Here is a 21,783-nt window from a genome sequence, read left to right as displayed (position 1 = left end):
CCGGTTGACGACGGATCATAGGATGGCGGACATGGTGGCTCGCCAGGAATTCGGAGAACCCGAAACACGCCCGGAAACCGGCCCGTTGGACTTCTTCATCAGCTACTCACCGGCCGACGAGCGATGGGCCTCGTGGATCGCCTGGACGCTGGAGGAGGCGGGCTACCGGACGGTCGTCCAAGCCTGGGACTTCGTCCCCGGCACCAACTTCGTGGACTTCATGGACCGCGGCGTCAGCGAATCCGCCGCCGTCATCGCGGTGCTCTCCAGCAATTACGAACGCTCCCGCTACGGGCGCATGGAGTGGCAGGCCGCGCTGCGCGCCGACCCCGACGCCCCGGAACGGCGGCTGCTCACCGTCCGGGTCGAGGACATCCCCGTCGAGGGCCTGCTCGCCACCATCACCTACGTCGACCTGGTCGGCGTCACCGACACCGCCGCCGCCCGCGAGATGCTGCTCACTCGCGTGGGCCAGGCGCTCGACGGGCGGGCCCGGCCCACCAGCCGGCCCGGCTACCCCGGCGGGCCGGCCACCGGACCCGCCACCCCGGCCGGGATCCCGCGACCGCAGTCCGGGGACGGCAGGCCGCTCGGCCGCCCCGGCTGGGCCGGGCGCCGCCGCCCGGCCGTCCCGCCGCAGTACCCCCAGGAGCCCGGAGCGCAGCACGCCCGGGAGGCCGTCACCGTGCTGCACCTGGCCGGGCCCGCCTTCGGCCGCGGCCAGGACCCGGCCGAACTCCAGGCCGCCATCTGGGGCGACCTCGTCGAGCTCACCGACGCCGGCGCCCCCGCCCCCGACCTCCTCGTCGTCACCGGCGACCTCACCGCCTCGGGCAGCCCCCGCGAGACCGACCAGGCCCTCAGCTTCCTCACCGGCCTGCGTTCCCTGCTCGGCCTCGAACCCCACCGCCTCGCCGTGGTGCCCGGCGGCCAGGACGTCAGCCAGGCCGCCTGCCGCGCGTACTTCCACACCTGCGAAGCCGACGAGATGCAGCCCAGGCCGCCGTACTGGCCCAAGTGGCGGCACTACGCCCGGCTCTTCCACGAGCTCTACCAGGGCCTCGACGTCGTCTTCGACAGCGACCAGCCCTGGAGCCTCTTCCCCGTCCCGGAACTGCGCACGGTCATCGCGGGCCTCAACTCCTCCATGGCGTACAGCCACCGGCCCGACGACCAGTACGGCTGGCTCGGCCCCGAGCAGGCCGCCTGGTTCGCCCAGGCCCTGCGCCCGTACGAGCAGGAGGGCTGGCTGCGGCTCGGCGCGCTGCGGCATCCGGTCACCGAGGCCGCCGGCCGCCCCGGCTCCGCGCACGGCCCCGGCCCGCTCCGGGACTCCGCCGACCTCGCCCGCCTCACCGCGCCCCGGCTCCACCTCCTGCTGCACGGCCCCACCGGAGACCGGCGCTCGGCCTCCGCGGCGCCCCCCGCCACCCCGCCCCTGGCCCTCACCACGGGCGAACTGCCCGTCTACGGCGCCCTCGCACCCGCCCGCCACCAACTCCTGCGGATCACCCGCGACGGCCTCACCCGCTGGCGGGAGCGCCCCGACGCGGAGCCCGAGCACTTCGCGGTCGGCTGGCGGCGGGCCCAGCGCGTCTTCGGACCGCCGCGCCCGCAGCCCGGCGCCGAGGGCGGCACACCCGGGGACGGCACGCCGGAGACCGCCGGACCCGCCGTGCCGGAACACGAACCCGGGCTGGAAGCCCGCACCCTCGACGACCCGCTCGACGAACTCGTGGCCCGGGTCGCCGAGGTCTGCCGCACCCGCCACGACGGCGCCCAGCTGCGCCGGATCGCCGGCCGCCCGCCGCAACTCCTGGTCACCTGGAACGAATCCGGCTTCGTCCGGCAGCAGCGGGTCGGGGTCTGCCACGGCACCCCCTCCACCGAGGACACCGACGCCTTCCTCGACCACGTCCACGCCTCCGACACCGAACCCGACGCCGAACTCGTCCACGACGGGCCCGCCCCGGCCCGCGAACTGCGCGAGCGGGCCCGCCGCCGGGGCGTCCGCATCCGCAGCTTCACCGAGTTCCAGGGCCTGCTGGACCTGCGCGACTACGTCACCGCCCAGACCGAACGGCTGCGCACCGACCACCGCTACCGCCCCGACCTCTACCTCCCGCAGCGCTACCGGGAGGTCGAACGCCCCGGCGGCGAGGAGCGCGACGGACTCGTCGACGACATGCTGCGGCTGCTGGAGGCCGACCACGGCCGGTTCCTGCTGCTCCTGGGGGACTTCGGACACGGCAAGACCTTCGCGCTGCGCGAGCTCGCCCGCCGTATCCCCGAGGAGATGCCCCACCTCGTACCGCTGTTCATCGAGCTGAACACCCTCGACCGGGCGTATTCGCTGGAGGGGCTGGTCGCCGCGCACCTCGCGAACCACGGCGTCGACTCCGTCAACCTCCGCGCCTTCCGCTACATGTTCCAGCAGGGCCGGATCGTGCTGCTCTTCGACGGCTTCGACGAACTGGCGAACCGGGTCAGCTACGAGCGGGCCACCGACCGGCTGCAAGTCCTGCTCGACGCCGTCGTGGACCACGCCAAGGTCGTCGTCAGCAGCCGCAACCAGCACTTCAAGTCCCAGTCGCAGGTGCTCACCGCCCTCGGCGAGCGGGTCGGACTGCTCCCGCAGCGCCGCGTCCTCGCCCTCCAGGAGTTCACGCCCCAGCAGATCCGCACCTACCTGGCCAACCGCTACGGCGACGAGCAGGCCGCCGACCGCCGGGTGCGGCTCCTCGAAGGCATCCCCGACCTGCTGGCGCTGTGCCGCAACCCGCGCCTGCTCAGCTTTGTCGCCGACCTCGACCACGACCGGCTGCGCGCCGTCGCCGGGGCCGGGCGGGCCCTCAGCGCCGCCGGACTCTACGAAGAAGTGCTCACCTCCTGGCTGCAGTTCGAGGAGCGGCGCGGCCAGGGCGGCGTCGGGGCGGCCCCGGGGATGAACCTCGACCAGCGGTGGGACGCGGTGACCACCCTCGCGCTGCGGCTGTGGTCCAGCGGCCGGAGCACCCTGAGCCTCGACGAACTCACCGATGTCGCCGGGACGCTGACGGGCCTGGCGGACATCAGGCTCTCCGCGCGGGAGGCCGCCCACGCGATCGGCTCCGGCAGCCTGCTGGTACGCAGCGACGAGGGGCTGTTCCAGTTCATCCACAGCTCCATCGTGGAGTGGCTGGTGGCCCGCGAGGCCGCGACCCGGCTCGTCCGCGGCGAGTACGAACTGCTGGCGCGCCGCCCGCTGAGCCAGCTCACCGTCGAATTCCTCTGCGACCTCGCCGATCACCGCACCTGCCAGGAGTGGGCCGAGCGGGTTCTGGACGGCCCGGACGAGGACGGCGAAGGGGAGGGACGGCGGCGCGGGCAGGCCGACGAGGTCGCGCGCGCCAACGCGGTCAAGGTCCTCGCCCGGCTCCGGGTGCCCGCCCACACCGACCTGCGCGGCGCCGCCCTCGCCGGCGAGGACCTTTCCCACCGGGACTTCTCCGGCGTCGACCTCACCCGCGCCGACCTCACCGACACCCAGCTGGTCGGCGCCAACCTCTCCGGAGCGGTGCTGCGCGATGCCCGCCTGGTCGGCGCCCGGCTGGACGACGCCGACCTCTCCGGTGCCGACCTGCGAGGCGCCGACCTGCGCCGGGCCCGGCTGATCCGCGCCGACCTGAGCGGCGTGCGGACCGCGGGCAGCCACTGGAACCGCGCCGCGCTGATCGACGCGACCATCGACGACGAAGCCCTGCGCCGGCCCGAACTGCGCACCGCCGCCCTCGCCCCCGGCATGCCCGTCGACGCGGGCTTTCGGCCCTCCGCGGTCGGCGTTCCCTACGGCTTCGGCATGCAGTCCGTCCGGCTCCCCGAGCCGGTCTCGTACAGCACCGACGGCGAACTGCTCGCCGTGGGCAGCGAGGACGGCGGTGTCCTGGTGTGCGACGCCGCCACCGGCACGGCACTGCGCACCCTCCAGGGCCACGTCGGCCGCGTCTACGCCGTGAAGTTCCGCCAGGACCTGCTCGCCACGGGTGGCGCGGACGGCACCGTGCGGCTGTGGGACGCCGTCTCCGGCGCCTGTCTGCACCGGCTGGACATCCACCCGAGCGGGGTATGGCCGGTCTCCCTCGACCCGGACGGCACACTGCTCGCCACCGGCGACGCGGAGGGCACCGTCACCGTGTGGGACGTGGCCACCGGCACCCGGCGGCACGAACTCCTCGGGCATGCGGCCCCCGTCTACACCGCGGTCTTCAGCCCCGACGGGCGGACCCTGGCCACCGGCGACGCGGCCGCTGGCGTACGGCTGTGGGACACCCGCACCGGCCGCCTGTGCGCCGAGCTGCCCGGGCACGAAGGTGTCTGCAACCGGACGCAGTTCAGCCCCGACGGGTCCCTGCTGGCCACGGGGGACAGGGGCGGCGACCAGGGCGGCACCGTACGGGTGTGGGACGTGGCGTCGGGACGGCTGCGGCACACCTTCGCCGGCCACACCGGACGCGTCTACACCCTGGACTTCCACCCCAGCGGCACGCTGCTGGCCAGCGGCGACACCGACGGACAGGTACGGCTGTGGGACCCGGTGACCGGGGCCCCGGCCGGACAGCCAGGACGGGGCAGCGGCGCTGTCTACCAGGTGGTGTTCGACAGCGACGGCACGCTGCTGGCGGCGGGCGACAGCGACGGCGTCGTCCGGCTGTGGCGGGTCCAGGCGGGAGCCGCGGCCGACGGCCGGGGCCACCCCGGCGACACCCCTGGCTGGTCCGTGTCCCCCCTCCGCCAGCAGCCCGCCGACCACCGCGGATCCGTGTGGACCTGCCGGTTCCGGCCGCGCGGCGGTATCGGCGGCGGCGACTTGGGCCCGCTGCTGGTGACGGCCGGCAACGACGGCGTGGTCCGGCTGTGGGACACCGCCAGTGGCCAGGGCCGACGCATCCTGCGCGGCCACGGCCGCCGGATCGGCACCCTGGCCTTCAGCGCCGACGGCTCCTGTCTGGCGGCCAGCAGCAATGACGGCGTGGTCCGGCTGTGGGAACCCGCGACCGGCCGCCGCCTCAGGGAACTCAGCGGCCACAGCGGCCGCCTGGTGTCGGCCGTCTTCAGCCCCACCGGAGCCGGCGGGGCCCTCCTCGGCACCTCCAGCAACGACGGCGACGTCTACCTGTGGAACGCCGCCACGGGGGAGTATCAGCGGGAGATCGATGCCGAGACCGACCACGTGTGGGCCGAGGCGTTCAGCGGCGACGGCGAACTGCTCGCCACCGCGAACGACGACGACACGGTGCGCCTGTGGTACCGCAGCACCGGCACCCATGTGACGACGCTCGCCCAGCACCGGGGCCGGGTACGGTCGATCGCGTTCAGCGCCGACGGCACGCTGCTGGCGACCGGCTGCGACGACCGCAGCGTACGCCTGTGGGACATACAGGACAGCCGCCTCACCGCCGAACTCGACGCGCACCGGGACCGGGTGTACGCGGTGGCATTTGGCCCCGGCGACTCCTGGCTGGTCAGCGCGTCCTGGGACGGCGATGCCCTCATCTGGGCCGACGGCAGGCCGCAGCACCGGCTCCGCGGGCACTCCGGCCGGCTGTGGACCGCCGCCGTGCACCCCACCCGGCCGTTGGTGGCCACAGCCGGTGACGACCGGATCGTCCGGCTGTGGGATCCGCGCGACGGGCAGGAGACCGGCCGGCTGACCGGACACACGGGGCGGATCCTCTCGACCGCCTTCAGCCCGGACGGCTCGCTGCTCGCCAGTGGCGGCGAGGACGGCACGGTCCGGCTGTGGACCGTGCCCGAGCAGGGCGAGCCGTCCCTGCAGGCCACGTTGATCGGGGTACCGGGAGGCTGGGCCGCGCTCTCACCCTCGGGCGGCTACAAGTACGAGGGGGACATCGCCGGTGAGTTCTGGCATGCGGTGGGCATGTGCCGTTTCGAGCCGGGTGAACTCGACGGACACCTTCCCGGAGTGCGCCGGCTCTCGCTCACCGCGCCTCTTGGCGGTGCCGCCCCGGAGGGGAGCTGAGCCGGGGAATGCCGCACACAAGCGGCCCCGGCCGCCCCACGACTTCCGGGGGCGCACCACTCCGGCCGCCACCCGTTCCTTCGGGTGACGGCCGGAGGGCGCATCAGGAGTCAGAAAGTGTCAGGAGGAATCAGACCTTGGTGAAGCACAGCGTGTAGGAAGAGCTGTGACGGATCGAGACGTGCATGCCGTAATCGAATTGCGATCCGCACCGCGTGCCGGCGCCGAGCAGCTTGTCGCCGGTCTTGTACTCGGCTTCGGCCGAGCCGCAGTCGACGATCTCCGCCAGCGGCTCCCCCTGGGGGTCGTGGATCTTGACGCAGTCCCCGACCTCCGGGTTGTACTTCTTGTTCTCCTCGGCCTGCGCGGCCTGCGCGGCCTCCTTCTTGGCCTTGCCGCCGTGGGGGTTGGTGTTGTAATCCCACACGTACCAGGCACCACCGCCGAAGACCGCCAAAACGATGACGGCGCTGATCAGTCCCCGCAGGGGGCTGCTCTGCTGGGGCCGCGGCCGCTGAGGCCCCTGCGGCCCTTGAGGCGCCTGCGGTTGCTGCTGGTACCCGTAGGGCTGCTGTTGCCCGTACGGCTGCTGCTGTTGCGGATACCCGTACGGCTGCTGCGGTGTCTGATTCTGATAGGGCGGCGGCGCGGACATGCCTGAAATCCCCCGTGGTTGAGTGCAGAAGCTGAGAAAAGCTCGCTGTGGACGGCAGCAGGCTACCCTCCGGCCTCCCCTCACCGACCAGCAGCCCCCGCGCGCCGGCAGGCCTCTCACCGGGCTCTGGCACGTCCCCTACCGGACCGGTCGGTTCCGGCCAAACGCGGCTGATGGCACGTGGTCCGCAGATCCCCGTCACCCGGGCATGCCCCCGGTCCGAGCGTCCCACAGGACGCGCGGTGCTCAATGCGACGCACGGTGCTCAACGCGACCCGTGACAACCATGGTTGAGGTCCTCTCCGGCTACGCGGTCCCGGACGTCGTCCCGTTGTCGCGCATCCGCCGGCGCACACGAGCGAGCAGCGCGGCCGGATCCGGCGCGGCCTGCAGGCCGCGGAGCAGCAGCTGCCACAGGTCGTCCAGGTGCTCCTCGATGTGCCGGCGGCCGTCCAGGGCGTCGGAGACGGTGTGCAGACCGAAGAAGGCACAGACGATGCCGTGGGCGGTGGCGGCGGGTGGCACATCGGCAGCGAGTTCCCCGTTGCGGGCGGCCTCTTCGAGCAACTGGGTGACCGCTCCGATCCAGCCGAGGAACGGTGCGGGAAGCTGCGTGTCGATGGCTTTGCGTTCGGCCCACAGGCGGGCACCGGCCCGGACGACGATGTCGTCACGAAAGGCCCGGGCCACCTCGAAACTCAGCCCGATGAGTTTTTCCAGGGCCGGCAGACCGGGCTGCCGGTGCCGGCTGATCAAATGCGGCCAGGTGGCGAAATGCTCCTCGACGATGGCAAGGGCAAGCTTTTCCTTGCTGGCGTAGTGGAAGTAAATGGCACCGCTGGTGCGACCGGAATGCGCACTGATGTCGCTGATGCTGGTACCGGCATACCCTCGCTCGTCGAACAGGGTTGCTGCCGCCTCAAGAAGGGACCTGCGCGTCGTCTTCGCCCGGATCTGCACATACACCTCAGACATCGTTCTGGTTCGGCCGGCAGGCAACCTACCGTTCCGCGCGACCCGGAATTCAAGGGTGCGCACGTTCGAAATTCGGTATTCCCTGGTCGTATGAGCACGCCAACGGGCAGCATCGCCGGAAAGAGTGAGCCGCTCAGCTGGTCCCGTACGGTCGAGCGGGAGCTGGTGCACCGGACCTCGGTGGCGGAGGTCCTTCTCACCGATGTGCGGCCGACCGATACCGCGCACGTCTTCCGCGTCGCGGCATCATGGCCGCGCGCGCATCCGACCTTCCCCCGTGACGGATCGCAGCGGCACAGCCCGCTGATTCTGGTGGAAACGCTGCGTCAGCTCGGCCTGTACATTCCCCTGCGCTTCTACGCCGTTCCTCAGGCGTGCCACGCGGTCATCACCGACCTGTACTTCCACCTCAGACCCGCCGACGAGCCACCGGCCCGCGCCGGGGCGACCGAGATCACCTGCTGCGCCCGGGTGAGCGCCGTACGGCACACGCCGGACAAGGCCGTCGGCGGTCTGCGACTGAACGTCACCTTCGCCGCCTGCGGGGTGACCTTCGGCTGTGGCGGTGGGGGCGTGCGATTCCTGGACGGCGCGCGCTTCACCGCACTGCGCGCCGGCAGGGCGGCTCATTCCCTCCCGGTCCGCCCCGCGGACCGGCACATCCGCCCGTCGGCCGCCCGGCTGACGGTGAACCATCCGCACGATGCGGTCCTCGCTCTCGACGAGGAGGGGCTGTTGGTGTCGCCGGCCGACCCCCTGCACCCGTTCTTCTTCGACCACGCGACCGATCACGTGCCCGGCATGGTGCTGCTGGAGGCCGCCCGCCAGGCCGCCTCGTACCACAGCCGGGGCAGGCTGAGCCGGCCCCGCTTCGGGTGGCTGACGGCCGCACGCTTCACCGAACTGGCCCCACCCGCACGGGTGCTGTGCACCCGGCGCCGCTCGACATGCGCATTCCGCATCCTCCAGGGCGGCGCCGAGACGGCCCACGGCACTCTCGGTTATCAGTAGATCCTAAAATATGGACATTTATGAATCGGTTGACCACTCTGTGTTGCCGTCCGTAACGTAACGATCGTAATGTTCCGGCATGGAGCGGGGAGAACTCCTGCCCATGAGGACTGCCCTCCGCCGGAAATCCCCTCGGCCCGGTGCCGGGCGTCCGTGAAACCGATGCTGCCCTGCCTTCCTCGCGACCGGTCACAGCGGCGCCCCCGGGCCCCTCGGAACGGAAACGCGGATGAGCGCAGACAGCATCTTTTCCTGGACACCCGCTGCCGTCGTCTTCGACTGTGACGGCACGCTGATGGACACCGAACGCCACTGGCAGGACGCCCGTGACAGAGTGCTGCACAGCTATGGATTCACCCCCTCGGCCGCATTCGCGGAAAAGGCCCGGGGGCTGCACTACACCGAATGCGGACGCCTGATGGCCGACGTCGCAGGCCGCCCGGAACTCACCGGGGAAATGACGGAATCGCTGCTCGAGCACTTCCGCGACCTCGTCGCCGCCGAGCCCACCACCATGCCCGGAGCGCCGGAACTGGTGTACTCGACCGTGCAGTTCGCCCCGCTGGCGGTGGCCAGCAACTGCCCGCTGGAAGTCGTCGAGTCCTGCCTCGATATGGCCGGACTCCGCGACTGCTTCCGCCATATCGTGGTGCCCGACGCCACGACGAGACCCAAGCCTCACCCCGACGTGTATCTCACCGCCGCCGAGCTCTGCGGAGTGGAACCCGGTGACACGCTGGCCGTCGAGGACTCCCACTGCGGCATCCAGGCCGCCGCGGGCGCGGGCATGCGGGTGCTGGGAGTCGGCCCCCGGCCCAGCGAGGAGGAGACGGCACTGGCCGACTGGTGGGTCCACTCGCTCGAAGAGCCGGCGGTGCAGGGGTGGGCCGGTGCCCGTATCCCTGCCCAGGGCGGCGGTGCCGCCCCCGAGGCCAGGACGCCGTGACGTCATGACTCCGTGATGCCGTGATGCCATGACGCCATGGGCATGACGGCGGCGGCCCGGCCCGGTGGGGTACCTGCCGGGGCGTAGGTGGCGCACCTGCTCGGCACGGCAGTGAGCCGTCGCCGTGGTAGGGCGCCACCGAGCCCGGTCCGCCGGATCCAGTACCCTCGACGGATGATGATGTGACGTATCCGAACGCCCCGCACCCCCTGGTGTCGCTTCCTGGCGGCAGGTCCGCACACAACTGCCCACTCCCCCCACCGATGGAGGCAGCCCGACGATGACGAACGACGCAGAAGTGCCTGCTCCTCGGAGGAGTCACGTGGCGAGGCCGGCCGCAACTGCGGTCGGGGCAGCGGTGGTTGCAGCCCTGCTGCTCGCCGGCTGTTCGACCGAAGAGCCGGCGAAGAAGCCCGAGCGCCCCGGCCCGGTGGCGCCCTCGCCGCGGGAGAGCAGCCCCGCCCCCGCCAAGGAACCCAGCACTTTCGCGCCGTACGTGGACACCTCGCTGAAGCCCGCCTACAACCTGCTCCAGGGCGCCGAGGACACCGGCGTGAAGGAGTACAACCTGGCTTTCGTCTCTCCGGGGGGCGGCTGCGTACCCAAGTGGGGCGGCAGGCAGGCACTCCGCGACAACCCGGTGGCGCGACAGGCCGACGCGCTGCGCGCCAAGGGTGGCGATGTGCGGATCTCCTTCGGCGGACAGAGCGGCAACGAACTGGCCAGGGTCTGCGGCTCGGTGGACAAGCTGGTGCAGGCGTACAGCGAGGTCATCGATGCCTACGGCCTGACGAAGGCCGACTTCGACATCGAGGGCCCCGCCTTGACGGACACCAAGGCCAACACCCTCCGCGCCCAGGCGATCGCCCGGCTCCAGCAGCGCAAGAAGCTCGATGTCTCCGTCACCCTCCCGGTGCTCCCCTCGGGGCTGAACCGGCACGCCGTCGCACTGCTGGAGAACGCCAGGAAGAACGGTGTCCGGATCTCCACGGTGAACATCATGGCCATGGACTACGGCACCTACTACGACGGCGACATGGGCAAGTACGCCATCTCGGCCGCCACCGCCACCCAGAAGCAGGTCAAGTCGGCGCTCGGCATCCGCGACGACGCCCGGGCCTGGAAGGCTGTCGGGGTCACGCCGATGATCGGAGTGAACGACGTCAAGGGCGAGGTCTTCAAGCCGGAAGACGCGGCCGAACTCAAGAAGTTCGCCAAGGAGAACGGGCTTGGCCGGCTCTCGATGTGGTCGCTGACCCGGGACAAGGCCTGCCCGGGAGGCCCGAACTTGCAGGCCGCGGCGACCTGTTCCAGCATCGGCAAAGCGGAGAACGAATTCACGCGAGCGTTCGCCGGCTGAGCGGCGGCTCGGTCCGTGGGCCTGTGCCAGTGCCCTTCGGGCGCCGTGGACCAGGCGTCACGGGCCGGGCCGGCCCCGGCGCTTGACTTCAGGCGTCAGGCATCAGCGGAATTGCGGATGCCACACGTCGCAGGCTGCTCCCTCCTCATCGACGACGGTGACGTCGGGCCACCGGTCGAAGGCCGAGCACGGGTGGGAGACACCGAGGTCGACCTCGTCGCCCACCTGAAGGCCTCGGGTGGGGGTGAGGACCAGATGGTGGTCGTAGATCCGCGCCGCCGTGGCCCGCACCTCGCGGGGCGCGCCGGCGGCCGAGCGTGCCCCGAGGACGACGGGCAGGCCGGCGTCGTAGGGAAGCTCGCGTTTGCCGGCCCCCACCACGGCGGTTCCGCTCTCGGGCGTGGAGAGCACCGTCGCGCGGACGGTCAGTGCCGGACGCAGGCCGGGGAGCGGCGTGACCTGGGCGTAGGTGCCGTGGTCGTGGGTGACGTAGCAGCCTGACCGGAGCACGGGCACCAGTGGCAGGTCGCCGCACCGGGTCAGCAGCTCCGCCACGGCGCGGACGACGCGGTCGGGAAACGCGGATCCGCCCATGCTGAAGACGGGGCGCGCGGTCTCGTACAGCGGGACCAACGACTCGAAGACCTCGGCGGTCATGCGGCAATGCGCGTCGACGGCGGCGAGCGTCGCGGCGTCCCGGGTATTGGGGCGTACTCCCTCGTATCCGGCGACGCCGGCCAGGAGGAGCCCGGGCGAGGCCTTGACGGCGGCCGCGGCGAGCTCGTACGCCTCCGCGGGGCTACGCACCCCGGTCCGGCCGCCCGGCACGCCCACGTCGACAAGCACCCGGAGCGGGTTGTGCGTGTCGTGCAGGGCCGCCGCTGCGAGGTCCACGCCCGCCGAGGAGTCGATGAGGCAGAAGAGCTCCAGGTCCGGCGTTTCGTCGAGCAGGTGGCGCAGGAGAGCGAGGTCGGCGGAGTGGATCACTTCATTGGCGACCAGGATCCGGCGCACTCCCCAGCTGCGCGCCACGTCGGCTTGCCGGGCGGTGGCCACCGTGACGCCCCACGCACCGGCTTCCAGCTGCTGTTCGACGATGGGGCGGACCATGGTGGTCTTGATGTGGGGCGAGAGCTCGACGCGGTGCTCACGGCACCACTCCGCCATGAGCCGCACATTGTGCGCCAACGCGCCGCGTACAAGACGGAGTTCGGGCAACGCACGGATCTCGCGCTCGGGGGAGGAGGAGGCGTGGGGGTGCATGGGACGGAACCTCCGGGTGCACGGGGTGCGGGCAGGGGACAGGGGGCAAGGGGCAGGGGGTCGGGGGCAGCGGATCGTGGGCGGCGTCGGGCAGCGTGCGCGCGGCGCAAGCAGACTCGTCGTCGCCTATCGACGATGGAGCACACGATATATGCGACATCCAGGCAACGGCTATAGTAGACGCAGCGTGCTCTTTACTGGAATGGGGTGGGTGTCGTGGCGGCTGAGAACGACCCGGCCGAAGCGGGAGGCGCGGCGAGCGACGGGATCGGCCGCCACCTTCGCCGGGAGCGCCTGGAGCGGGGCCTCACCCTCGAACAGCTCGCGGACCGGACCGGACTCTCCCGCAGCTACCTCAGCAACGTCGAGCGCGATGTGAACAGCCCGACGATCAACACCCTGCGGACGATCGTCGATGCCCTCGGTACGACCCTCAGTCGGCTGTTCCGTGCCGTCGAGAGCGAACAGCGCGTCCTGACCCGTCCCGACCAGCGCATCGAACTCACCCGGGCAGGGGTGGAGGGCGTCACCTACACCCTCCTCAATCCCGAGCACGGTGGCCGGCTGGAGATGATGCTTCTGGAGGTGGCCCCGGGGGCCGGCTCCGGCGACCGGCCGCACACCCATGCCGGGGAGGAAGTCGGGGTCCTGTTGAGCGGGGAACTGGACTACTGGGTCGACGGCGTCCACCATCGCCTGCAGCCCGGCGACTGTGTCAGCTTCCCGTCCTCCACCCCGCACCGCTACAGCAACCCGGGCGAGGTGCCGGCGGTCTGTGTCTGGGCCGAGACCCCGCCGAGCTTCTGAGGTCTGCCGCGGCTCCAAAGGGAACCAATCCGCCCTTTCCGGCCTCTTGATCATCGGAGTGCACGCCGTGACCGCAGAGAACGCGATCGTAGAAATGGGGAGGCCCTGACCTTGGAGACCACAGGATCCCACCGCTCCCGCCGCGCGGTACTGGCCCTCGGCGCAGGGACCGCGCTCGCGGCAGCGGTGCCGACCGCGGCGTCCGCCTCAACCCCTGGCCGGGTCGGGCTCGCCGCCCAGTTGAGGGACCTTGAGCAGCAGTACTCCGCGCGCCTGGGAGTGTTCGCGCGCGACACGGCCACGGGCCGGACCGTGAAGTATCGCGCGGACGAGCGCTTTCCGATGTGCTCGGTGTTCAAGACTCTGGCCGCCGCTGCCGTCTTGCGTGACCGCGACGACGATTTCCTCGGCCACCGGATCCGGTACGCCGAAAAATACGTCACGGATTCGGGCTATGCCCCGATCACGGGCAAGTCCGAAAATCTCGCCAACGGTATGACCGTCGGCGAGCTGTGTGCCGCCGCCGTGTCCTACAGCGACAACGGGGCGGGCAATCTGCTCCTCGGTGAGCTCGGCGGACCCGCCGCGGTCACCGGGTTCTGCCGCTCGATCGGGGACGGGACCACTCGTCTCGACCGGTGGGAGCCCGATCTGAACTCGGCGGAACCCTGGCGGAAGACCGATATCACCAGCCCCCGTGCCATCGGTCAGACCTATGCGCGGCTCGTCCTGGGAAGCACCCTCACTACGGCGGACCGGACACGGCTGACGAGGTGGCTGGTCGCCAACACCACCAACGGTGAGCGTTTCCGTGCCGGCCTGCCCGCCGACTGGACACTGGCGGACAAAACCGGTGGCGGGAAGCAGTACGGCGTCGCCAACGATGTCGGCATCGTCTGGCCGCCCGGACGGCCGCCGCTCGTACTCTCCGTCCTCTCCACCAAATTCGACCCCGAGGGGCCGACGGACAACCCGCTGGTGGCCAAGGCCGCCGCGCTGGTGGCAGCGGCACTCACCTGACCTGCCGACGGCACGGCGGTCATGCCGACCGTACGGGGCCCATACCCTCCACCTCGAAGGTCACCTGGTCCTCGTAACACCACCACCAGGCCTCGCCGGGCTCATAGGACCGGATGAGCGGGTGGCCGGTCGCGTGGTGATGGGCCGTGGCGTGCTTGTTCTTGGAGGAGTCGCAGCAGCCGATGTGTCCGCAGCTCTGGCATTCGCGCAGATGCACCCACTCATCACCCAGCGCGACGCACTCCGGACAGCTGTCAGGGCTGTCGGGGCTGACCGCCGTCACCTCATCGAGGTGCTGACAGATCAGGCTCCCCGCCGTTCCGTCACTGAAAGCCATGGTGCCTACTCACCCCTCGCCAGGCTGCCCCCTGGCCCTGGCTGCGGCGCCAGGATCCGTACTTCCACGGTGCCACTCGGCGTCATCCTGTCAAACGGTGGCCGGGTCCCTGCCCACACCCTCACCATCGGCGTCTGACCCACTTCTGCTCCACTACTGATCCGCTACCCGACCAATCCGGATCCCGAGCGGCGACGAATACGCCGGATGAGGATGTCCGGAACGCCGTGCTGCGCTGTGCCGTGCGGCCGCCCTGCGATCGATCGGATCGGATCGGATCGGGAGAGGAGGAGCTGTGGCGATGCCGCAGTGTATGCCGCGACTTCACCGGATCCCGTCACCGGATCCCGGGCCCCCGCTCAAGGCGCCGGACAGTCGGAGACAGTGCACGTAGATACTTTTCGCAGACCTCCCGCCTCCCTAGTGAAGGGACACCCCCCATGGCCCCCGCACCCCAAATCGGCAAGCCCGTACCCGACTTCACCCTGCCCGGTGGTGTGCTGACCGGCGACCGCTTCGAGCGTCGTGACTACGCCCTGTCCCTTCAGCGCGGTCGCCCGCTCGTCCTGGCGTTCTATCCGGGTGACGACACCAGCGTGTGCACCAAGCAATTGTGTTCCTACTCCAGTGGCCTTGAGCAGTTCCAGGGCCAGAACGCGGAGGTCTGGGGCATAAGTCCGCAGGACGTGGACAGTCACGAGCGGTTTGCGCGCAAGTACGACCTGCGGATGCCCTTGCTCGCCGACACCGATCGCGGCGTCGCCCGCACCTTCGGCGTCGCCGCCCCCGGCATCGGAGTGCGCAGGGCCGTGTTCCTCATCGGATCCGACGGCATCCTGCACTGGAAACACGTCGCACTGCTCGGCGCCACCTTCCAGCCTCTCGACACGCTCGCCCGGCATCTCGCCGGTATGCCCACCGCCTGACCGGGCGGGTGCCGGGCCCGGATGACCCGCTGGGCCGCCGGTTCCGCATACGGGTAGTGAGCTCGCGGCGACGGAAAATCACGCCCGCCCGGCGCCCGGCACACCGAGTTCCGGGCGTCGGACCCGGTGCCGGTGCCCATGCCGGCACCAGGTCCGGTCTGCCCTGGGGTCAGGGCCGGGCATCCCCAGGTCGCCGCCGGGTGACCGCCCGGGTGAGGGCCGCCACGTGAGGTAAGCGGGTCATTCAAGGCCATCGAGGGTGCCTTCGGCGCGCACAGGGGGGAAGGGTCGAGGGTGCGCGAAGTTACCGATCCCTTGCTGGACCTCGTCCGATGGCACAGCGAGCCCGTCGTCGCCCAGACGCTCCGCTCGACCGTGGCCGCCGTGATTTCCTACGTCGTCGCCCTGCTGCTGAGCAGCGAGCCGGCGCCGCTGACCGCACCCCTGACCGCCCTGCTCGTGGTCCAGGTCACCCTGTACACCACTCTCACCACCAGCGTGCGCAGGGTGAACGCCGTCGTGGTGGGTGTGGTCATCGCCATCGGCTTCAGCTCCCTGGTGGGGCTGACCTGGTGGAGCCTGGGGCTGATCATCCTCGCGTCGCTGGTCATCGGGCGTTTCGTGCGGGCCGGCGAGTTCGTGCCCGAGGTCGCGATCAGCGCGATGCTGGTGCTCGGCGTGACGACGACACGGGTGGCCGCGACGGCCTGGGACCGGGTGTTGGAGACGCTGATCGGGGCCGTCGTCGGGCTGCTCTTCAACATGCTGTTCGTGCCACCCCTGTGGGTGCAGCCCGCCAGTGAGGCCATTGAGGGCCTTGCCGCCCGGATGAGCCGGCTGCTGCTGAGTCTCGGCGAGGAGATGACGGGCCACACGCCCGTGGCGGAGGCGGCAGCCCGGTTGCACGAGGCGCGGCGCCTGGATCACGACATCGTGCAGGTGGACGCGGCGCTTTGCCAGGCGGAGGACAGCCTCCGGCTCAATCCCCGGGTCAAGGAGGGCCTGCTCTCCCGTGTCGTTCTGCGCACCGGGCTGGACACCTTGGAAATCTCCGCGGTGGTGCTCCGTACGGCGTGCCGCACCCTGACCGACCTCGCCAAGGCGCGCACCGACGAATCGCTCTTCCCGGCGGCCCTCGGCACCGCCCTGCAGGAGCTGTTCGGCCATATGGCCCGCGCGGTCGAGAGCTTCGCGGTCCTCATCACCACGCAGGTCAGCGCCAACGCGGAGGAGGCCGAGGAACGGCTCGGCCAGGAACTCGCCGCCAGCCGCGAGAGCCGGGAGACCGTCGCGCACCTGCTCCTCGACGGCGTGCAGGAGCACCCCGGCAATGGCAGCTGCACGGCGCGCTGCTGGCCGAGATCGACCGCATCCTGGACGAGCTGGATGTGACGAAACGCTCCGAGCGGCTGGTGGAGGAGCTGAACCGCCAGGCCCGCGAACAGCGGGAGAAGTACCCGTTGGTGGACAAGCTGCGGGGCCGGCTGCGCCTGGCACGGCCGGGACGCCGCGTCACGGACGTTGCGGATTAGGGGGTGTCTCCCCGATCTCCGTGGGCTGCGACGCCTGGAGCGCCGTCGTCCTCCACGAGCCCAGTCCTCCTGCGTGACCTGGCTCGTGGTGACAACCCTTCAGCACAGGGGAGATACCGGATCGGACCTGCGGCTCCTCGCCTGCATGTGGGCGGCCTCCAGGTTCAAGAAGCGAGCGTGGCCTCGACCAGCTGAGACCAGTGGGTCCGCGTCCCCTCCCGAGCGGCCTCGGCGAACCGTGCCTCGCCGAGGCGGCGCCGCGCGGCCTGTTCGATCCGGGCCACGTCCGGGTGGGAGCGGTCCTGCAGCCCGCGTACGTCCGCGCTCGCCGCGAGCAGCCGTGCGGCCTGCTCGTGGTCGTCGCGGCGCAGGGCCAGGTCCGCGACCCCGACGAGCACCGGCGCGATCGCCAGCGCGTGTCCCGCCTCGGCCGCCGCCTCGCAGGCCGCCGCGCGGTGCGCCCGGGCCTCGCCGAGATCGTCGGCGAGGTAGCCGAGCAGATCGTGTGTCACCGCGCGCAGGTGCGCCTGCTTCGCTTCGTCACCCAGTACGGCCGTCGCGAGGCCGAGTTGCCTGTACGCCTCCTCGGCATCGCCGCCCCACCGGGCGAGCTCCGCCTTCGCGAGGGCCAGCTCGGCCAGCGCGCCCGGCCAGGTGACCCGCTCCGCGCACCGCTGCGCCTCGGCAAGGGCGGCCGCACTCGCGTCCTCGTGGCCCAGCAGCCAGTACAGCTGCGCCTGCCGCGACCGCATCCGGATGACATCCTCGGTGGCACCGACCTCGGTGACGACCGCGATCGCCTGCTCGTAGTGCTGGCACGCGGCGGCGAACTCGCCGCGCACGGCGATCCGGTCCGCCAGCTCGGACAGGGCGAACGAGATCCCGAACCGCTCGCCGAGCGCCCGGAACTCGGCGAGTGCCCTCTCCAGATGCGCGTCCGCGTCCGACCCGTCCTGTCCGAGCACGATCCGCATCTTGCCCAGCTGCAGGCGGGCCAGCGCGCGCACCCAGGGGTCCTCGTTGTCGAGCAGCGCTTCGAAAGCGGGCCGGAACGCGTCGGGCGTGTGCAGCAGGCGTTCCAGCGCGGCGACGAGCCCCAGCAGCGGGGCGCGACACCGGCTGCGCCGGCTGAGCCGGTGCGCCTCGCGGATCCAGTGCTCCGCCTGGCGCTCGTCGCCCCGTCCGGCGCTCAGGAACAGCACGACCAGCGCGTACGTCATGGCCCGGACGTCGTCGCTCACTTCGCCGGGTGTCCTGGCGGCCGCGGTGATCAGCTCCATGCCCTCGGTCCGGTGCCCGCCGAGCCACCAGTACCAGCCCGCGCCCGCCGCCAGCCGCATCGCCGCCTGCGCCTCGCCCGCCGCCAGCGCGCCCCGCATCGCCGAACCGATGTTGTCGTGCTCGGCCTCGAGCAGGGCCAGCCAGTCCAGCTGCTCGGCGCGGCGCAGATGCGGCTCCGCGGTCTCGGCGAACTCGGTGAAGTAGGCCAGGTGCGCATGGCGCGCCCGCTCCGATTCCCCGGCCTCCGCGAGACGCTGGCCGGCGTACTCCTTGATGGTGCCGGTCATGCGATAGCGCGGGTCGCTGTCGACCTCGGCGACCAGCAGCGACTTCTCGGTCAGCGCGGTCAGCAGCTCGAGCACCTGATCCTGCTCGACGGCGTCGCCCGCGCAGACCCGTTCGGCCGCTTCCGGGCTCGCCCCGCCGGAGAACACCGAGAGCCTGCGCAGGACCATCCGCTCGGCATCGGTCAGCAGCTCCCAGCTCCAGTCGACTGCCGCGCGCAGCGTCTTGTGCCGCGGCAGCGCGGTCCGGCTGCCGCAGGTCAGCAGGCGGAAGCGGTCGTCGAGCCGGTGGGCGAGCTGATCGAGGGACATGGTGCGCAACCGGGCCGCGGCCAGCTCGATCGCCAGCGGCATCCCGTCCAGCGCCCGGCAGACGCGCACCATCGTTGCCAGCGTGCGGGCGTCGGCCGCGAGATCCCGGCGCACCGCCCCGGCCCGGTCCCGCAGCAGCTGAACGGCGGGTGCGGACTCGATCTCGGCGGTGCCCGCGTCCCCCTCCGGCAGGGCCAGCGGCTCGACCGGCCACAGCGCCTCCCCGGTGATGCCGAGCGGTTCCCGGCTCGTCGCCAGGATCCGCAGCCGCCGGCACTCCCCGAGCACCCGGTGGGCGAACACCGCCGCGGACTCGATCACATGCTCACAGTTGTCCAGGATCAGCAGCGCCTCCCGCTCGCGGACCGCGGCGATCAGCCGGTCCGTCAGCTCCGCGGTCGGGGCCCCGCCCAGCAGGGCGTCCCGTAGGCCGAGCCCGGCGAGCGTCGGCTGCGCCACGTCGCCGTCCGAACCGATGGCGGCGAGCTCCACCAGCCAGGCCCCGTCCGGCAGGTCGCCGAGCAGCGTGCGTGCGGCCTCCGTGGCCAGCCGGGTCTTCCCCGAGCCGCCCGGCCCGGTCACGGTGGTGAGCCGGTGCCCGGCGATGAGCCCGCGGACCGCGGCGACATCGGCGTCCCTGCCGACGAAGGTGGTCAGCTCGGCGCGCAGGTTGGTCTTGCGGCTCGCTTCCCGTGGCCGCAGGCCGGGCCCCACCTCGCCCCGCAGCAGCGCGAGGTGCAATGCGGCCAGTTCCGGCGAGGGACCGACGCCCAGCGCATCGGCCAGCGCCTCCCTCGCGCGCTGGTAGACCAGCAGCGCCTCACTGTCGCGACCGGCCGCGACGAGCGCGCGCATCAGCGCCGCGACCAGCCGTTCCCGCACCGGGTGGGCGGCCACCAGGTCGGTCAGCTCCGTGACCAGCTCCGCACCGCGCCCGAGGGCGATCTCCGCGCCGACCCGCTCCTCCGTGGCGGTCAGGCGCAACCCTTCGAGCCGGACGACCGCGGCGTCGAAGGCGGCGCTGTCCTGCAGCCCGACGTCCTGCAGGGCCGCACCGCGCCACAGATCGAGGGCCTGGCGCAGCAGCCGCACCCGCAGGGAACCGTCCTCGGTGTCGGCCTGCCCCTCGGTGACCAGGCGTTCAAAGCGCACGGCGTCGACGGCGTCGGGCTCCACGGTCAACCGATAGCCGTCCGTCCGGCTCTCGACCACCCCGCGCGGCAGCACCTTCCGCAGCCGGGAAACCAGGCGCTGCAGGGCGTTCGTCGCATCGGCGGGCAGATCCTCCCCCCAGATCCAGTCGACGAGCGACGCCTTCGGGACCACCTGACCCGGCTTGAGCGCGAGGGCGATCAGCAGCCCGCGCAGCCGCGCGCCCGGTACGTCGGCCAAGTCGCCGTCGTCCGTGCGCACTTCGAACGGACCCAGCACCCCGATCTGCACCCGCTGATTTTGCCATGGGTGTTCGACAGGCAGCCATGAAACGGGAATCCATGCAGCGGAGGGCCATGGGGCGGGAATCCACGCGGCGGAGGGCCATGCGGCGGTCATCCCCTGCGGTTGCGCGTTGCTGCTCCCGGTGACGCGCTCGGCCGAGGCCCTACCGGACCGTCTCCGTCCAGGTGACCGGCAGTTCGTGGACGCCGTAGATGTTCATGTCGGTCTTGAGTTTCACCTCGTCGGCGGGGACGGCGAGTTCGAGGGTGGGGAAGCGGCGCAGCAGTCCCTCGAAGCCGGCGCGCATCTCGATCCGGGCCAGTTGCTGGCCGAGGCATTGGTGGATGCCGTGGCCGAAGGACAGGTGACCGCGGGCCTTGCGGTGGATGTCCAGGGTGTCGGGGTGGTCGAAACGCAGGGGGTCGCGGTTGGCGGCCAGCAGGGAGACGACGACGGTCGATCCCTTGCCGATTGTCTCGCCCCCGAGTTCGATGTCCTCCGTGGCGTAGCGGTAGAAGATGTCGGCTATGGACAGGTAGCGCAGCAGTTCCTCGACGGCACCGGGCAACAGGTCCGGGTCGGCGCGCAGTTCGGCCAGTTGGGCGGGGTGCTCCAAGAGCGCGAAGGTGCCCAGGGCGAGCATGTTGGCGGTGGTCTCGTGGCCCGCGAAGAGCAGGAGGAAGGCGACGCCGGTCAGCTCCTCGATGGTGAGGTCATCATGGCGGGCCAGGTCGGACAGTATGTCGTCGCCGGGGGTGGCGCGTTTGTCCGTGACCAGTTCGGAAAGGTACGTCGTCAGTGCGTGGTACGCGGCCATCTTCTCGTCGAGCGACTGGTCCTTGACCAGGAACTTGGCGGAGTTGACCTGGAAGGTCTCCCGGTCGGCATAGGGGACGCCGAGCAGTTGGCAGATCACCAGTGAGGGCACCGGCAGCGCGAACTCCTTGACCAGGTCGACCGGTGGGGTGAGGCGCGCCAGTTCGTCCAGTTGCCGCTCGGCGATGTCGATGATGTGCTCTTCGAGCTGCTTCATGCGTTTCACGGTGAAGGCGCCGGTGAGCCTGCGCCGCAGGCGGGTGTGGTCCGGCGGGTCCATGGCGACGAACAGGCCCGGCACCTGCGGGGACGGTTCGGTCGCGGCGGGCATGTTGGGGGCCTCGTACGGCACGTGGAGAATGCCGAGGTCCTGGCGGGAGCTGAACCGGGTGTCGGCCATGAGCCGGCGGACCGCGTCGTAGCCGGTGACGAGCCAGCCCTCGTGACCGTCGGGGAAGAGCAGGGGACTGACGGGGCGAGCCTCGCGCAGCTGGGTGATGAGGCGGGGAGGGTCGAAGGGGCCCGCGTCGCGCTCCATGGGGAGGCCCTGCGGGACGGAAACCGTTTGACTCATCGGAAGCCCTTTCGTGGTGGATATGCCGACCACGATCGCCGACGGTCCTGACATACGGCAGACACGGCTCTGACACCGGTCATGCCGGGGACATGGTCGGTGTCAGAGCCGGTCCGCACGGTCCGTGGCCCGTAGCCCCTCTACGGGCGCTCAGTGACCCGGCTCTACGGGCCGGGCGGGCCGCCGGACGGACGGCCGGTTTCGACGGGGCGAAAGCGGCAACCTGTG

The 21,783-nt window shown here is 71.4% G+C and carries 13 protein-coding genes and 1 pseudogene; 8 read left to right on the top strand and 6 right to left on the bottom strand.

Annotated features, from left to right (window positions below; genetic code table 11):
* The first annotated feature begins 31 nt into the window (after positions 1-31).
* Positions 32-6,019, top strand: coding sequence for a TIR domain-containing protein (locus CFW40_RS00745; RefSeq protein ID WP_088801823.1), 5,988 nt, complete (start codon positions 32-34; stop codon positions 6,017-6,019).
* A gap of 130 nt (positions 6,020-6,149) precedes the next feature.
* On the opposite strand, the gene CFW40_RS00740 is transcribed toward CFW40_RS00745, so the two are convergent.
* Together CFW40_RS00740 and CFW40_RS00735 are read right to left on the bottom strand one after the other, a co-directional pair.
* Complete coding sequence (locus CFW40_RS00740) at positions 6,150-6,674, bottom strand: hypothetical protein (RefSeq protein ID WP_088795886.1); 525 nt, start codon at positions 6,672-6,674, stop codon at positions 6,150-6,152.
* Between the two features lie 306 nt (positions 6,675-6,980).
* Entirely contained in the window at positions 6,981-7,649 is a 669-nt protein-coding gene (locus CFW40_RS00735) for a ScbR family autoregulator-binding transcription factor (RefSeq protein WP_176956726.1), read from the bottom strand.
* Between the two features lie 90 nt (positions 7,650-7,739).
* On the opposite strand from CFW40_RS00735, the gene CFW40_RS00730 reads away from it, so the two are divergent.
* From CFW40_RS00730 to CFW40_RS00720, 3 genes are all read left to right on the top strand, one after another.
* Entirely contained in the window at positions 7,740-8,660 is a 921-nt protein-coding gene (locus tag CFW40_RS00730) for a ScbA/BarX family gamma-butyrolactone biosynthesis protein (RefSeq protein ID WP_088795884.1), read from the top strand.
* A gap of 229 nt (positions 8,661-8,889) precedes the next feature.
* Positions 8,890-9,606, top strand: coding sequence for an HAD family phosphatase (locus tag CFW40_RS00725; protein ID WP_088795883.1), 717 nt, complete (start codon positions 8,890-8,892; stop codon positions 9,604-9,606).
* Between the two features lie 322 nt (positions 9,607-9,928).
* On the top strand, positions 9,929-10,966 hold the full coding sequence (locus tag CFW40_RS00720) for a chitinase (protein ID WP_306427416.1): 1,038 nt from the start codon (positions 9,929-9,931) through the stop codon (positions 10,964-10,966).
* Between the two features lie 102 nt (positions 10,967-11,068).
* Here CFW40_RS00720 and CFW40_RS00715 read toward each other — a convergent pair whose 3' ends face one another.
* The gene (locus CFW40_RS00715) at positions 11,069-12,229 is read right to left on the bottom strand and encodes an alanine racemase (RefSeq protein ID WP_088795881.1); all 1,161 of its coding nucleotides are present in this window, start codon (positions 12,227-12,229) and stop codon (positions 11,069-11,071) included.
* A gap of 216 nt (positions 12,230-12,445) precedes the next feature.
* Between CFW40_RS00715 and CFW40_RS00710 the strand changes: the two genes are divergently transcribed.
* Positions 12,446-13,036 carry a helix-turn-helix domain-containing protein gene (locus CFW40_RS00710; RefSeq protein WP_176956624.1) on the top strand — a complete coding sequence of 197 codons (591 nt, stop codon included), beginning with the start codon at positions 12,446-12,448 and terminating at the stop codon, positions 13,034-13,036.
* 111 nt (positions 13,037-13,147) lie between these two features.
* Positions 13,148-14,056, top strand: coding sequence for a class A beta-lactamase (bla, locus tag CFW40_RS00705; protein WP_088795879.1), 909 nt, complete (start codon positions 13,148-13,150; stop codon positions 14,054-14,056).
* Between the two features lie 19 nt (positions 14,057-14,075).
* Here the strand turns inward: bla and CFW40_RS00700 are convergent, their stop codons facing one another.
* Positions 14,076-14,393, bottom strand: a complete 318-nt coding sequence (locus CFW40_RS00700) for a UBP-type zinc finger domain-containing protein (RefSeq protein ID WP_088795878.1) — start codon at positions 14,391-14,393, stop codon at positions 14,076-14,078.
* Between the two features lie 440 nt (positions 14,394-14,833).
* On the opposite strand from CFW40_RS00700, the gene CFW40_RS00695 reads away from it, so the two are divergent.
* Together CFW40_RS00695 and CFW40_RS00690 are read left to right on the top strand one after the other, a co-directional pair.
* Positions 14,834-15,319, top strand: coding sequence for a peroxiredoxin (locus CFW40_RS00695; protein WP_088795877.1), 486 nt, complete (start codon positions 14,834-14,836; stop codon positions 15,317-15,319).
* Positions 15,320-15,613: 294 nt separating this feature from the next.
* Positions 15,614-16,851, top strand: a pseudogene (locus tag CFW40_RS00690) (aromatic acid exporter family protein).
* 164 nt (positions 16,852-17,015) lie between these two features.
* Here the strand turns inward: CFW40_RS00690 and CFW40_RS00685 are convergent.
* Entirely contained in the window at positions 17,016-20,171 is a 3,156-nt protein-coding gene (locus CFW40_RS00685) for a BTAD domain-containing putative transcriptional regulator (protein ID WP_088795876.1), read from the bottom strand.
* A gap of 157 nt (positions 20,172-20,328) precedes the next feature.
* Positions 20,329-21,555, bottom strand: a complete 1,227-nt coding sequence (locus CFW40_RS00680; protein ID WP_088795875.1) for a cytochrome P450 — start codon at positions 21,553-21,555, stop codon at positions 20,329-20,331.
* Between the last annotated feature and the right edge of the window lie 228 nt (positions 21,556-21,783).

It is taken from the genome of Streptomyces sp. 2114.4 (genome assembly GCF_900187385.1).
GTDB classification, from domain to species: domain Bacteria; phylum Actinomycetota; class Actinomycetes; order Streptomycetales; family Streptomycetaceae; genus Streptomyces; species Streptomyces mooreae.
Note: the sequence above shows the minus strand (reverse complement) of the source record. Positions and strands in the feature narration are given on the sequence as shown.

Coding starts and splice junctions, on each gene's coding strand:
- CFW40_RS00700 (WP_088795878.1), bottom strand. CDS start 14,393: ATGGCTTTCAGTGACGGAACGGCGGGGAGCCTGATCTGTCAGCACCTC.
- CFW40_RS00745 (WP_088801823.1), top strand. CDS start 32: ATGGTGGCTCGCCAGGAATTCGGAGAACCCGAAACACGCCCGGAAACC.
- CFW40_RS00740 (WP_088795886.1), bottom strand. CDS start 6,674: ATGTCCGCGCCGCCGCCCTATCAGAATCAGACACCGCAGCAGCCGTAC.
- CFW40_RS00725 (WP_088795883.1), top strand. CDS start 8,890: ATGAGCGCAGACAGCATCTTTTCCTGGACACCCGCTGCCGTCGTCTTC.
- CFW40_RS00715 (WP_088795881.1), bottom strand. CDS start 12,229: ATGCACCCCCACGCCTCCTCCTCCCCCGAGCGCGAGATCCGTGCGTTG.
- CFW40_RS00730 (WP_088795884.1), top strand. CDS start 7,740: ATGAGCACGCCAACGGGCAGCATCGCCGGAAAGAGTGAGCCGCTCAGC.
- CFW40_RS00695 (WP_088795877.1), top strand. CDS start 14,834: ATGGCCCCCGCACCCCAAATCGGCAAGCCCGTACCCGACTTCACCCTG.
- CFW40_RS00680 (WP_088795875.1), bottom strand. CDS start 21,555: ATGAGTCAAACGGTTTCCGTCCCGCAGGGCCTCCCCATGGAGCGCGAC.
- CFW40_RS00735 (WP_176956726.1), bottom strand. CDS start 7,649: ATGTCTGAGGTGTATGTGCAGATCCGGGCGAAGACGACGCGCAGGTCC.